Here is a 12,664-nt window from a genome sequence, read left to right on the forward strand (position 1 = left end):
AACGAGATCATCGCCCAGCGGCTGATCGCCGACAACGGCAATGACAAGTACGCCGTGTCCGACCGGTCCGTGCCGCCATCCCTGCAACCGCAGGTGATCGGCAACCCCAAGGCCAAGGAGCGGGCCACCAACCCCGTGTCTCCCTACGTCTACTACCTGGTGCCGAACTTCGCCAGCAAGACGATGCAGAACCCGAAGGTCCGCGAGGCACTGGCGCTGTCCACCGACAAGAGCGCCTACATCACCGCGAACGGCGGACCGACCTTCGGCACACCTGCCACGGGGATCATCAATCCCAACACCCCCGGCTACAAGAAGTTCGACGTCTTCGACGCACCGCCGCAGGGCGACCCGGCCAAGGCCAAGCAGCTGTTGAAGGAGGCAGGCGTCTCGACGCCGGTCAAGATCAACTACATCTACAGCGGTGGCACCCCGACCTCCGACAAGGCGGCCGCGGCGCTGAAGGAGGGCTGGGAGAAGGCGGGCTTCAAGGTGAGCCTGCAGCCGGAGACCCAGAACTTCTACACGATCGTGCAGAACCCGGCGAAGCAGTCCACCTGGGACGTGGCGTGGGGAGCGTGGGGTGCCGACTGGCCAGGGGCCTCGACGGTGATCGCGCCGCTGTGGGACTCACGCGTCAACCTCGCCAAGGGCACCAACGGCCAGGACTACGGCCGTTACCGGAGCGACAAGGTCAACAAGGCGATCGATGCGGCCTACCAGCTCACCGACCCGGACAAGCAGAACGCCGCCTGGGGCGACATCGACGAGATGCTGGCCAAGGACGGCGCCTACGTCCCGCTCACGGCCACCAAGTTCTTCCTGATCCGCGGGTCGGGCGTGACCAACTGGATCGACAACCCCGCCATGGCGGACGCGCCCGACCTGGGCTCGCTCGGCACGACCGCCAGCCGGTGAGACCGCCGCTCGGGGGAGGTGTCACCTGTGGGACCCACCAGGTCTGATCGACGACTCGAGCGGGTGTCGGCATCGGGAGCCGAGATCCCTTGCCGACAGGAGGATCCCGAGCTGTGGTTTGCCGAGCACCCGCGTCACATCGAGCGGGCGAAGGCGTTGTGCCGCTCGTGTCCCGTCAGGGCGGAGTGCCTGGGCGCAGCCATGGAACGAGGTGAACCCTGGGGCGTCTGGGGAGGCGAGCTCTTGGTCCGGGGCAGGATCCTCGCGCACAAGCGGGCCCGTGGCCGGCCGCGCAAGGTGCCTGCTCCGGGTGTGGCGTAGCCAGCCAGAACAGGCCGAGTCGCGACCCTCACGGTATGCCGTCCGCCCCCCGATTCACGACCACCCACCAGAATCCGCCCAGCCCCTCGGGGGCCAGCAGCGCCGTGGCAGCGCTCGAGCGGGTGAGGGCGGCCAGGTAGGCGGCGGGGTCCTTGGCGGCGAGCTCGCGGTCAGGGAGCGAGCCAGCGATTCCCAAGCGCCGCAACGCCTCCCGCTGGGTCACCAGCTCGGTGTGCGCCAGCGAGTCGACGGCGACGTGCGCCGTCAGGTCGCAGCTGCCGTCGGCGATCGGCGCGCAACTGCTCCCGCGCCGGAAGCCGGTGAGCGACCCGCCGGCCGGCCGCGACGTCCGCAGGTGCCCGTAGTCGATGGCCACGGCCAGGCCGTGGTCGACGCGGGAGACCAGGTCCGACCAGGCGCGGTCGCGCGCCAGCCCGACCTCCACCCGGTCTCCTGGCTGGGCGCCCTGCATCGGCCAATTTTGTGCTTCGCCTCGACACCAGTCGAGCTCGGCGTCCGAGAGCGTCTCGCCAAGTCGTTCCGCGCCGGTGCAGGGGTCGACCAGGACCGTCCGCGGCACCAGGTCCTCGTCCAGCTCGGCGACGGTGCACGGCACCACGTCGAGCCACTCGTTGGCCACGACGAGGACGCCCGTGAGCCCGGTCAACCGGTCCGGCAGATCCGGGCCCCCGTGCGAGGTGAGCCAGCCGACCGGCTCCGGCACCGAGGGTCGGTCAGAGACGTCGACCCCGAGGCAGGACAGATCGGGGGCGATCCGGTGGACCTGCTCGAGCAGCTCACCGCGCCCGGCACCGATGTCCACGAAGGACGTCAACGAGGCGTGACGGGCCAGCGCGACGAGAGCCTCCGCGAAGGTCTCGCCGAGACCGGGCGCGCCCTGCGTCGAGGTGGTGAAGTGCCCCCCGGGCCCGCGGTCCGCGCGATAGAAGCCCCACCCGCCATACAGCGCCTCCTGCCACGCCTGCTGCCACGGGACCCACGTCATGACCGACACGGTAGGGCCCGGTCCGGCGCGCTAGCGTTTCGGTCGTGACGTCACCGCCGGACCGCCCCGCCCGCCTCGAGGTGGGCATCGTCGGAGCCGGCCGGGTCGGTGCGGTCCTGGGGGCCGCGCTGCGCCGGGCCGGTCATCGCCTCGTCGCCGCCTCCGGGGTGAGCGAGGACTCGCGTCAGCGTGCCGGGAGGTTGTTGCCGGACGTGCCGCTGCTGCCGGTCGAGGAGGTGGTCGCCCGTTCGGAGCTGGTCCTGCTCACGGTGCCCGACGACGACCTCGTGGACCTGGTGCGGGGACTGTCCGCGACGAGCAGGTGGCAGGCCGGCCAGCTGGCCGTGCACACCTCGGGACGGCACGGCGTATCGGTCTTCGAACCGGCGCTGCCCCAGCACGTGCTGGGGCTGGCGCTGCACCCGGCGATGACGTTCACCGGCACCGCGATGGACCTGGACCGGCTGGTCGACTGCTGTTTCGGAGTCACCGCGCCGGAGCCCCTGCGGCTGGTGGCCGAGGCCCTCGTCGTCGAGATGGGCGGCGAGCCGGTGTGGGTGGCGGAGGAGGACCGCCCTCGCTACCACGCTGCCCTCTCGCACGGCTCCAACCACCTGGTCACCCTCGTGGCGCAGGCGATGCAGGTGCTGGAGTCGGCCGGGGTCGAGGACCCGAGGCGGGTGATCGCGCCGCTTCTCCAGGCTGCCCTGGAGGGTGCGCTCAGCTCGGGAGACCTGGCCCTCACCGGGCCGGTGGCGCGCGGGGATGCCGGTACCGTCGCGGCCCACCTGCACGAGCTGATCGACGAGACGCCCGACGTCCGACCGACGTACCTCGCTCTGGCCCGGGCCACCACCGAACGGGCCCTCGCGAGCGGCCGGCTCACGGCCACGCGGGCGCAGCCGTTGCTCGACGTCCTCGCCACTCCCGAGGAGCGACCGTGACCACACCAGCACCAGGCACCTCACGAGCGCCCCGCGTCGCCCATACCAGGCACGAGCTCGCGCAGGCACGGGCAGAGCTGAGCGACGGGCACGTCGCCGTCGTGATGACCATGGGCGCCCTCCACGAGGGACACGCGACGCTGATCCGCCGTGCCCGGGAGCGGGCGGCCCACGTCGTCGTGACGATCTTCCTCAACCCCCTGCAGTTCGGCGCCGGCGAGGACCTGTCGCGCTACCCGCGCACCGTCGACGACGACCTCGCCATCTGCTCCCGTGAGGGGGTCGACCTCGTCTTCCTGCCGACCCCCGACGTGATGTATCCCGACGGGGACCCCGGCGTCCGCGTCTCGGCGGGTCCGCTGGGCGCAGTCCTGGAGGGGCAGTCGCGACCGGGGCACTTCGACGGCGTGCTGACGGTCGTCGGCAAGCTGTTGCACCTCACCCGTGCCGACAGCGCCTACTACGGGCAGAAGGACGCCCAACAGCTGCTGCTCATCCGGCGGATGGCACGCGACCTCGACTTCCCCGTCCAGATCGTCTCCGTCCCCACGGTCCGCGAGCCCGACGGCCTGGCCATGAGCAGCCGCAACACCTACCTCACCACGTCCGACCGGCAGGTCGCGCTGTGCCTGTCCAAGGCCCTGTATGCCGGTGCTGACGCCGCCTCCGAGGGGCCGTCGGCGATCCGCCGGGCCGCCCGGGAGGTGCTGGTGCGTGAGCCCCTCGCCCTGGTCGACTACCTCGTCCTCGTGCACCCGAGCACGCTCGAGGACGTGCCGGAGTGGTATCGCGGCGAGGCCCTGCTCGCGGTCGCCGGCCGGGTCGGCACCACGCGCCTGATCGACAACCTGCCGGTCGCGGTGGGCCCGGGCGGCGGGGCGCGCGAAATCTTCTCCGGGACCGGGGACGTCACCGGGGGCGGTGCATGACGCCCTACCTTCCGGACCGGCTGGTGTCCCCCGAGCCGGGCTGGACGACGACCGCCGACGTCATCGTGGTCGGATCGGGCATCGCCGGGCTCACCGCGGCGCTGCGGCTGCGGCAGCGGGTCGACCGGGTGCTGCTCGTCACCAAGACCGTGCTGTCGGAAGGCTCGACCCGGTGGGCCCAGGGCGGCATCGCCGCCGCCCTCGACCCGGCCGACTCCCCGGCCGAACACCTGCACGACACCCTCGTCGCCGGGGTGGGCATCTGTGACGTGGCGGCGGTCGAGGCGCTGGTCTCCGAGGGGCCGGTGCGGGTGCGCGAGCTGGTCGCGCTCGGCACCGAGTTCGACCGTGGGCCGGACGGCCAGATCTCGCTGACCCGCGAGGGCGGGCACCACCGCGACCGGATCGCCCATGCCGGAGGAGACGCCACGGGCAAGGAGATCTCGCGCGCGCTCATCGCGGCGCTCGACGCCGTCATCGACGACCCGGGCATCGAGCTGCTCGAGCACGCCCTCGTGGTCGACCTGCTGCGCGGCGGCGACACCGACCCGCGCGTGTGCGGGGTGACGCTGCACGTCATCGGCGAGGGGGAGGTCGACGGCGTCGGTGCCGCCTACGCCCGGGCCGTGGTGCTCGCCACCGGAGGCATCGGACAGGTCTACTCGTCCACCACCAACCCCTCGGTGGCGACCGGTGACGGCGTCGCGGCGGCGCTGCGGGCCGGTGCCGTGGTCACCGACCTCGAGTTCGTGCAGTTCCACCCGACGGTCCTCTGGCTGGGGGAGGGTTCGCGAGGCCAGCAGCCGCTGATCTCAGAGGCGGTGCGCGGCGAGGGGGCCATCCTCGTCGACGCCGAGGGCGTGCGGTTCATGCAGGGACTGCACGAGCTCGCGGAGCTGGCGCCGCGCGACGTGGTGGCGCGCGCCATCGTCGACCGGATGGCGCAGACCGGCGCCGACCACGTCTTCCTCGACGCCAGACACCTCGGCCGCGAGTTCCTCGAGCGCCGATTCCCGTCGATCGTCGCGCGATGCCGGGAGCTCGGTTTCGACCCCGCGACGGAGCTGCTGCCCGTCGCGCCGGCCCAGCACTACGCGAGTGGTGGCGTGCGGACAGATCTACGGGGACGCACCTCGCTCGATGGCCTCTACGCCGCGGGCGAGGTGTCGTGCACCGGGGTCCACGGGGCCAACCGGCTGGCCTCCAACTCGCTCCTGGAGGGCCTCGTGTTCGCCCACCGCCTCGCCGACGACGTGAGCGCCCGCCTCGCGGCCGGTGAGCTGCCGCCCGCGGCGGCGACCGGGCCGGCGACCCGTCCGGGAGGGCCTGCCCTGGTGTCGCCACGCGAACGCACCGCGATCCAGCGGACCATGACCACCGGCACCGGTGCGGTGCGCTCGGCCGGCACCATGTCGCGGGCGGAGAAGGAGCTCGCGGCGATCGCGGAGGCAGAAGCGGCCCAGACGCTGCCCGGCCCGGAGGCGTGGGAGACCACCAACCTGCTGCACCTCGCCCAGGTCCTCACGCATGTCGCCGCCCTGCGTGAGGAGACCCGCGGCGGGCATGTCCGTTCCGATCACCCGCATCCGGACGATGCCCACTGGCGCGGACACACCACCGCTGTCCGTGGCGAGGACGGCCTGCTCTCGACGGCATACCACCCCGTTCCCGCCCAAGAGCTGACATGACCGAGTTCCCCGAGCAGGCCGCTGGACTCGTGGTTGACACTGCCCTCACCGAGGACCTGGGCGGCCACCCGGGTGTCGATGTGACGAGCAGTGCCACCATCCCGACCGAGCAGGTTTCGGCGGCTCACGTCGTGGCCCGCGCAGAAGGCGTCATAGCGGGAACCCCGTTGATCTCCATGGTTTTTCACGCGGTCTGCGAACGGCTGGGACTGAGTGGAGTCGACGCCGAGGTGGTGCGGCAGGACGGCGACCCGGTGGCACGGGATGACGTGATCGCCGTCCTCCGCGGTTCGACCCAGGCGACCCTCGTCGGCGAGCGCACCCTCCTCAACCTGCTCAGTCGCCTCTCCGGCGTGGCGACCCACACCCGGCTCTGGGCGGATGCGCTCGAGGGCACCGGCGCGCGCGTCCTGGACACCCGCAAGACGACTCCCGGGCTGCGGGCGCTGGAGAAGTATGCCGTGCTGTGCGGTGGCGGCACCAACAAGCGAATGGGCCTGTTCGACGTCGCGATGATCAAGGACAACCACAAGCTGGCCGCCGGCTCGGTGTCGGCGGCCTTCGACCTGGTGCGGACGGCATACCCACACGTCGATGTCCAGGTGGAGGTGACCACGACCGCGGAGGCGCTCGAGGCGGTGGCCGCGGGAGCCCGGTTCCTGTTGTGCGACAACATGTCCGTGGACCTGCTGCGCACCACGGTGGAGTCCGTCCGGAACACGGGCGAGCGGGTGGAGCTGGAGGCCACCGGCGGCCTGACGCTCGGCGTGGCCCGCGACTACGCGTTGACCGGCGTCGACTACCTCAGCGTCGGGGGGCTGACCCACTCCTCCCGGATCCTCGACATCGCCCTCGACCTGGTGCCCCAGCCTTCGACAGGACACCCGTAGCGCGAGTGCACCCTGCTGCAGGTGGGGCGAGCATCCCCGGTGTTGCCTCGGGAAGGCGCGCGGAATGGCCGGGGCACACAGCTCGTCCGTGTCGTATTTCGGCTAGACCTCGAGCTGCCCGGAGGACATGCTTGCGGCATGCACGAGGACCGAGACAGCTGCCTGCGCGCCGTGGCGTCCCACGATGCGCGGTTCGACGGCTGGTTCATCACCGCCGTCCTGACGACGGGGATCTACTGCCGGCCGAGCTGTCCGGTGCGCCCGCCCAAACCCGAGAACATGCGGTTCTACGCGAGCGCCGCCGCCGCGCAGCAGGCGGGCTTCCGCGCCTGCAAACGCTGCCGACCCGACGCCAGCCCCGGATCCCCGGAGTGGAACGTGCGGGCCGACGTGGTGGCCCGCGCGATGCGGCTCATCGCTGACGGGGTGGTCGACCGGGAGGGCGTGAGCGGCCTCGCCGCACGGCTCGGATACAGCGTGCGCCAGCTCGAGCGTCAGTTGCGGGCCGAGCTCGGGGCCGGTCCCCTGGCCCTCGCACGAGCGGGGCGCGCCCAGACGGCGAGGCTGCTCATCGAGACCACCGCGCTGCCGATGACGCAGGTGGCCTACGCCGCAGGCTTCTCGAGCATCCGTGCCTTCAACACCACCGTCCGGGAGGTCTTCGCCCTCACCCCGACGCAGCTGCGGTCCCGCCGGCGCCGGGCCGTGGCTGCGGCGCCCGGGGAGGTCCGCCTGCGGCTTCCCTACCGCCAGCCCTTCACACCGTCGAACGTCTTCGGCCACCTCGCCGCGACGGCGGTGCCCGGCGTCGAGGAGTGGCGCGACGGGGCCTACCGGCGCACGCTCCGGCTGCCGCACGGCCCGGGCGTGGTCGCCCTGCGACCGGAGAGTGACCACGTCGCATGCCGGCTGTGGCTCACCGATCTGCGCGACCTCGGCATCGCGACGAGCCGGTGCCGGTGGCTCCTCGACCTCGATGCAGACCCGATGGCCGTCGACGAGGCCCTGTCGGGTGATCTGCTGCTGCGTCCCCTGGTGCGCAGAACGCCGGGGCGCCGCGTGCCGCACACCGTCGACCCCGACGAGATGGCCGTGCGCGCCGTGTTGGGCCAGCAGGTCTCCACCGCCGCTGCCAGGACGCTGGCGGCCCGGCTCACGATCGCCCACGGGCAGTGCGTCGAGGACCCCGGTGGCGGGCTCACCCACCTCTTCCCCGCGGTGCAGGACCTGCTCGGCCTCGACCCGGAGGCGCTGGCGATGCCCCAGGCTCGGCGCCGCACCCTCACCGGCCTCGTCGGGGCGCTGGCGCAGGGACGGTTGGTCCTCGACATCGGCAGCGACTGGGATGCGGCCCGCACCGTCCTGGCGGCGTTGCCGGGAGTGGGACCGTGGACCATCGAGACGATCGCGATGCGCTGTCTGGGTGATCCGGACGCGTTCCTGGCCAGCGACCTCGGTGTGCGAAGCGCCGCCCGGACGCTGGGCCTGCCGGACAACGCCCGAGCCCTCGCGGCGCGCGCCGGAGACTGGCGACCGTGGCGCGCGTATGCCGTGCAGTACCTCTGGGCCGCGGGTGACCACGCCATCAACCGGCTGCCGAGCGACTCGGCCGCGTGACCGGTATCCCCGCCAGCGACCCGCCCGACCCCGTCCGGAGACGAGCACGATGAACCCGAGGACAGACACATGACACACATGACAGGCACGACACGGACAACGCAGACGCCTCCCGCGGGACCGACGACCAGCCCGGCCGGCGAGCGTGCCCACACGGTCCTCGACAGCCCGATCGGGCCGCTCACCCTCGTCGCCGAGGACGGCGCGCTGACCGCGCTGCTGATGGAGGTGAACCGGCACGGCCCCCGCAACCCCGACCGGGGCCGGCGCCACGACGCGGTGTTCGGCGCGGCCGCCGAGCAGCTGCAGGCCTACTTCGCGGGGGAGCTCACCGAGTTCGACCTGCCGTTGGCGCCCGAGGGCACCGCCTTCCAGCAGCGGGTCTGGGAGGCGCTGCGCCAGATCCCCTACGGCGAGACCCGCTCCTACGGCCAGATCGCCACGTCGCTGGGCACGCCGGGCGCCTCTCGCGCCGTGGGACTGGCCAACGGACACAACCCGATCAGCATCGTCGTGCCCTGCCACCGGGTGATCGGAGCGGACGGCAGCCTGACCGGCTACGGCGGCGGCCTCGAACGCAAGCAGTACCTCCTCGACCACGAGCGCCGGGTCCGGGGAGACCTGCTCTTCTGATCGCCGGTGGGACGGCTCCGGGAGCGCGGTTATCCTTGGTCGGACGGGCACGAGGCGCCGACCGGCGCTCTCGACGCCCGACGAAGCGACCCGGCACCAAGACCAGGAGGAACAGCCATGGACCAGGTCTGGCCGGCCATCATCACCTTGATCCCCTCGGTCGGGATCTTGTACCTCTTCTGGTACATCATGAAGCACATTCTCGAGGGCGACCGGCGAGAACGTCTGGCCCACGCACAATGGGAAGCCGAGCAGGACCGGCTGCATTCCTCCGAGGGCGGGAATTCCACAAACTCGCAATAGGGCGTCGTTGTCCGTTAGTCTCCATCACGGAAGAGTCGAATTTCCTTTACTTTGACGTTTGGAGACATTCATGGCCCAGCGCGTGCAAGTCCTGCTCGTCGATGACATCGACGGCGGGGATGCCACTGAAACCGTGAGTTTCAGTCTCGACGGGGTGCATTACGAGATTGATCTCTCAGAAGCAAATGCCGGCAAGCTCCGCAAGGATTTCGCCACTTGGGTCGGTCACGCGCGCCGTGCGGGCGGACGCAAGAGCAGCGGTCGCCGCGGCAGCTCGGGATCGCGCCGTGATGACCTGAACGACGTGCGCAAATGGGGCCGCAAGAATGGATTCAAGGTGAGTGACCGTGGACGCGTCTCCGCCGAACTCCTCGAGGCCTACGACAAGGCCAACTGAAATCACTTCCCTCCTCCGCGGCAAATGGCGCCGCGGAGGAGCGCGGCAAGGGATCAGCCCAGCTGGAGGGTGAACAGGTCGCCCTCGGAATCGATCCGTTCGAGCACCTCGGACATCTGCAGCTGACGCAGGGCGTCCTCGTGCTCTGCCCCGTGCTCGATCTCCTCCCACGTCCTCGGCGCGGCGACGAAGGGGGCGGTCCGGCCGCGCAGCGAGTAGGGCGAGATGGTCGTCTTCGCGGCGACGTTCTGGCTCCAGTCGAGCAGCACCTTGCCCGGCCGCATCGACCTGGTCATCTTCCACAGCACCAGGTCCGGCTCGGCCTTGGTCAGCTCCTGCGCGATCTCCTTGGCGAGGTCGCGCACGGTGTCGGAGTCGCGGCTGCCGTCGAGCGTCGCGTAGAGCTGCATCCCCTTGCTGCCGCTCGTGACCGGCGCGCACGTCATACCGAGCTCGGCGAGCCGGTCACGGACGAGAAGCGCCACGCGGGCGCACTCGTGCAGCCCGGCGGGCGGCCCGGGGTCGAGGTCGATGACCAGCCGGTCCGGGGGCAACAGCTCATGGCCCTCACCGCCCTCATCGCCTCCGCCGATCCGCCACTGCGGCACGTGCAGCTCGAGTGACGCGAGGTTGGCCAGGTAGGTCAGCGTCGCGACGTCGCCGACGAGCGGATAGGTGACCTCGTCGTTGCCGCTGCGTGAACCCGGCGCGTCGATGGTGACCGCCGGCAGCCAGCCGGGTGCGCCGGAGGGAAGGTTCTTCTCGAAGAAGGACTGTCCCTCCACGCCGTTCGGCCAGCGGATGCGGGTGACCGGCCGGTCGGCCAGGTGGGGGAGCAGGGTCGAGGCGACCTGGGCGTAGTAGTGCAGGACCTCGCCCTTGGTGGTCTCGGTGGCCGGGTAGAGCACCTTGTCGAGGTTGCTGACCTTGAGCCGCCGCCCTTCGACCTCCACCGTCATGGTCTCGCTCGCTGCCGCCACGGCTCAGCTCCTTCGTGAGTCGGTGGGGGTATTGGTGGAGGTGGCCAGGTCGCTAGGCCTGAGGTCACTGCGCACCCCGCGGTAGGCCGGCTGGCGCAAACGACCGGCTGTGGTCACGCGCAGCGCGGCCAGGTCCACGACGAGCTCGGGACGCAGCCAGGTCGCGCCCAGCGCATCGACGCGGGGCACCTCGTCGACGAACGGTGACTCGTCGGTCTCGAGCGGGCGCAGCAGCTCCAGCAACCGCCCGCCCGCCCTGCCCGCCAGCCCTGCGCCGGATCGTCCGCGGTAGAGCAGCCCTGCCTGACCCGGGACCCCCACGAGGATCGAGCCGAGCCGCCCCATGCTCCCGGTCTCGGGCCGCCATCCGCCCACGACGCACGAGATCGTCGGTCGGTGGGGAAACTTCAGCCAGTCCTGGCTGCGCCGGCCCGGGCGGTAGGGGGAGTCCAGCCTCTTGCTCACGACGCCTTCGAGTCCCTGCTCGCGTGTGGCCTCGGCCAGGGCCCTGCCGTCGTCGTAGATCGGTGGCACCTGGACGGATCCGCCGGCCAGCTCGAGGCGCTCGAGCATCGCCCTGCGCTCGGCCAGCGGCCTGCCGGTGAGGTCCTCGCCGTGCAGCCGGAGCAGGTCGAAGGCCACGTAGGTGACCGGGGTCGTCGACGCCAGGCGCGCCGCCTTGCGGCCGTCCTGCACGTGCATGCGTTCGGCCAGGGCCTCGAAGGACGGTGTGCCGGCGCGGAAGGCCACGACCTCGCCGTCGAGCAGCAGGTCGTCGGCCACCGAGCCTAGCGAGCGCAGCTCGGGAAAGCTCACGGTCACGTCGTTCTCGCTGCGGGCGAACAACCGCACCGTGCCCTCGCGCACGTCGGCGAGGACCCGCATCCCGTCCCACTTGATCTCGTGTGCCCACTGCGAACCGGTGGGAACGGTGGTTCCCGGGGTGGCGAGCATGGGGCGCATGGCCCCATCCTGACCGACAATGGGCACAGGCCGCGAACCCCTGCCAGAATGGGCCCGGTCAGGACCTCGACGAGAGTGGGTGGCTCACAGTGCGCGCGATCTGGAAGGGCGCGGTGTCCTTCGGGCTGGTCAACGTGCCGGTGAAGTTGTACTCCGCCACGGAGAACCACGACGTGCAGTTCCGGCAGGTGCACCGCGAGGACGGCGGCCGCATCCGCTACCAGCGGGTCTGCAGCATCGACGGCGAGAAGGTCTCCTACGACGACATCGCCAAGGGCTACGAGACCGAGGACGGCCAGATGGTCGTGCTCACCGATGAGGACCTGTCCGAGCTGCCGATCAACAGCAGCCGCGAGATCGCGGTCGAGAAGTTCGTGCCGGTCGACCAGATCGACCCGATGCTGCTCGACAAGTCCTACTACCTCGAGCCTGACAAGGCCGCTGCGAAACCGTATGCGCTGCTGCGGGAGGCGCTCAAGGAGGCCGACCGGATGGCGGTCGTGACGGTGTCGCTGCGCACCCGCACCACGATCGCGGTGCTTCGGGTCCGCGACGACGTCATCGTGCTGCAGACCATGCTGTGGCCGGACGAGATCCGGGAGCCGGATTTTGCCGGCCTCGACGGGACCGACAACGCCGCCAAGCCGCAGGAGCTCAAGATGGCGCGGATGCTCGTCGACTCGCTCGCGGGCGACTACGAGCCCGACGAGTTCGAGGACGAGTACGAAGCGGCGGTCGAGGCCGTGGTCAAGGCCAAGCTGGAGGGCGGCGAGGTCAAGGCGCCGCCGCAGGCCGAGGACGAGGGCGGCGGCGAGGTCGTCGACCTGCTCGCGGCCCTGCAGCGCAGCGTCGACCGGGCCAAGGCGGCTCGGGGTGAGCCGACCGGCGACGGGGGCTCGGACCAGGAGCCGTCGGGCAAGGGCAGCGCGAAGAAGTCGGCCGGGAAGACCGAGAAGAAGACCACGAAGCGCGCCGACAAGAAGGCGGACACGTCGGAGAAGAGGCCGGCCAAGAGGACCGCGAAGAAGTCCGCGAAGACGGAGAAGACGGCGCGCAAGAAGGCCGCGAGCTGAGC

Annotated in this window: 14 protein-coding genes; 11 read left to right on the plus strand and 3 right to left on the minus strand. The window is 71.2% G+C overall.

The window, feature by feature from the left end:
• A partial coding sequence (locus FCN22_RS09705) for an ABC transporter substrate-binding protein (RefSeq protein WP_238384644.1) occupies positions 1-918 on the plus strand: 918 nt, incomplete at its 5' end.
• 63 nt (positions 919-981) lie between these two features.
• Complete coding sequence (locus FCN22_RS09710; RefSeq protein WP_274381573.1) at positions 982-1,239, plus strand: WhiB family transcriptional regulator; 258 nt, start codon at positions 982-984, stop codon at positions 1,237-1,239.
• Between the two features lie 28 nt (positions 1,240-1,267).
• On the opposite strand, the gene FCN22_RS09715 is transcribed toward FCN22_RS09710, so the two are convergent.
• Positions 1,268-2,245 (minus strand): SAM-dependent methyltransferase, encoded by a 978-nt coding sequence (locus FCN22_RS09715; protein WP_137121354.1) that lies wholly within the window; start codon positions 2,243-2,245, stop codon positions 1,268-1,270.
• Positions 2,246-2,289: 44 nt separating this feature from the next.
• Between FCN22_RS09715 and FCN22_RS09720 the strand changes: the two genes are divergently transcribed.
• The 8 genes from FCN22_RS09720 (at position 2,290) to FCN22_RS09755 (ending at position 9,646) form a co-directional block, all read left to right on the plus strand.
• Complete coding sequence (locus FCN22_RS09720) at positions 2,290-3,189, plus strand: Rossmann-like and DUF2520 domain-containing protein (protein ID WP_137121355.1); 900 nt, start codon at positions 2,290-2,292, stop codon at positions 3,187-3,189.
• Positions 3,186-4,118 carry a pantoate--beta-alanine ligase gene (gene panC / locus FCN22_RS09725; RefSeq protein ID WP_137121356.1) on the plus strand — a complete coding sequence of 311 codons (933 nt, stop codon included), beginning with the start codon at positions 3,186-3,188 and terminating at the stop codon, positions 4,116-4,118. The genes FCN22_RS09720 and panC overlap by 4 nt, the downstream gene beginning before the upstream one ends.
• On the plus strand, positions 4,115-5,806 hold the full coding sequence (locus FCN22_RS09730) for an L-aspartate oxidase (protein ID WP_137121357.1): 1,692 nt from the start codon (positions 4,115-4,117) through the stop codon (positions 5,804-5,806). The genes panC and FCN22_RS09730 overlap by 4 nt, the downstream gene beginning before the upstream one ends.
• The gene (gene nadC, locus FCN22_RS09735; protein ID WP_137121358.1) at positions 5,803-6,696 is read left to right on the plus strand and encodes a carboxylating nicotinate-nucleotide diphosphorylase; all 894 of its coding nucleotides are present in this window, start codon (positions 5,803-5,805) and stop codon (positions 6,694-6,696) included. Before FCN22_RS09730 ends, nadC begins: the two co-directional genes overlap by 4 nt.
• Before the next feature lie 138 nt (positions 6,697-6,834).
• Positions 6,835-8,313 carry a DNA-3-methyladenine glycosylase 2 family protein gene (locus FCN22_RS09740; protein ID WP_137121359.1) on the plus strand — a complete coding sequence of 493 codons (1,479 nt, stop codon included), beginning with the start codon at positions 6,835-6,837 and terminating at the stop codon, positions 8,311-8,313.
• 69 nt (positions 8,314-8,382) lie between these two features.
• A complete protein-coding gene (locus FCN22_RS09745) occupies positions 8,383-8,946 on the plus strand; it encodes a methylated-DNA--[protein]-cysteine S-methyltransferase (protein WP_238384646.1) in 564 nt (187 codons plus the stop codon).
• Between the two features lie 117 nt (positions 8,947-9,063).
• Entirely contained in the window at positions 9,064-9,249 is a 186-nt protein-coding gene (locus FCN22_RS09750) for a hypothetical protein (protein ID WP_137121360.1), read from the plus strand.
• A 70-nt stretch (positions 9,250-9,319) separates the two neighbouring features.
• The gene (locus FCN22_RS09755; protein WP_137121361.1) at positions 9,320-9,646 is read left to right on the plus strand and encodes a histone-like nucleoid-structuring protein Lsr2; all 327 of its coding nucleotides are present in this window, start codon (positions 9,320-9,322) and stop codon (positions 9,644-9,646) included.
• Positions 9,647-9,699: 53 nt separating this feature from the next.
• On the opposite strand, the gene ligD (FCN22_RS09760) is transcribed toward FCN22_RS09755, so the two are convergent.
• Positions 9,700-10,626, minus strand: a complete 927-nt coding sequence (ligD, locus tag FCN22_RS09760; protein WP_373681294.1) for a non-homologous end-joining DNA ligase — start codon at positions 10,624-10,626, stop codon at positions 9,700-9,702.
• Between the two features lie 3 nt (positions 10,627-10,629).
• Entirely contained in the window at positions 10,630-11,589 is a 960-nt protein-coding gene (gene ligD / locus FCN22_RS09765; RefSeq protein ID WP_137121362.1) for a non-homologous end-joining DNA ligase, read from the minus strand.
• 89 nt (positions 11,590-11,678) lie between these two features.
• Between ligD (FCN22_RS09765) and ku the strand changes: the two genes are divergently transcribed.
• Positions 11,679-12,662: a non-homologous end joining protein Ku gene (ku, locus tag FCN22_RS09770; protein WP_137121363.1), complete on the plus strand. Its 984-nt coding sequence runs from the start codon at positions 11,679-11,681 to the stop codon at positions 12,660-12,662.
• Positions 12,663-12,664: the final 2 nt, after the last annotated feature.

The organism is Segeticoccus rhizosphaerae (assembly GCF_005222685.1).
GTDB classification, from domain to species: Bacteria; Actinomycetota; Actinomycetes; order Actinomycetales; family Dermatophilaceae; genus Segeticoccus; species Segeticoccus rhizosphaerae.

Coding starts and splice junctions, on each gene's coding strand:
- FCN22_RS09730 (WP_137121357.1), top strand. CDS start 4,115: ATGACGCCCTACCTTCCGGACCGGCTGGTGTCCCCCGAGCCGGGCTGG.
- FCN22_RS09745 (WP_238384646.1), top strand. CDS start 8,383: ATGACACACATGACAGGCACGACACGGACAACGCAGACGCCTCCCGCG.
- ligD (WP_137121362.1), bottom strand. CDS start 11,589: ATGCGCCCCATGCTCGCCACCCCGGGAACCACCGTTCCCACCGGTTCG.
- FCN22_RS09715 (WP_137121354.1), bottom strand. CDS start 2,245: ATGACGTGGGTCCCGTGGCAGCAGGCGTGGCAGGAGGCGCTGTATGGC.
- nadC (WP_137121358.1), top strand. CDS start 5,803: ATGACCGAGTTCCCCGAGCAGGCCGCTGGACTCGTGGTTGACACTGCC.
- FCN22_RS09740 (WP_137121359.1), top strand. CDS start 6,835: ATGCACGAGGACCGAGACAGCTGCCTGCGCGCCGTGGCGTCCCACGAT.
- FCN22_RS09750 (WP_137121360.1), top strand. CDS start 9,064: ATGGACCAGGTCTGGCCGGCCATCATCACCTTGATCCCCTCGGTCGGG.
- FCN22_RS09755 (WP_137121361.1), top strand. CDS start 9,320: ATGGCCCAGCGCGTGCAAGTCCTGCTCGTCGATGACATCGACGGCGGG.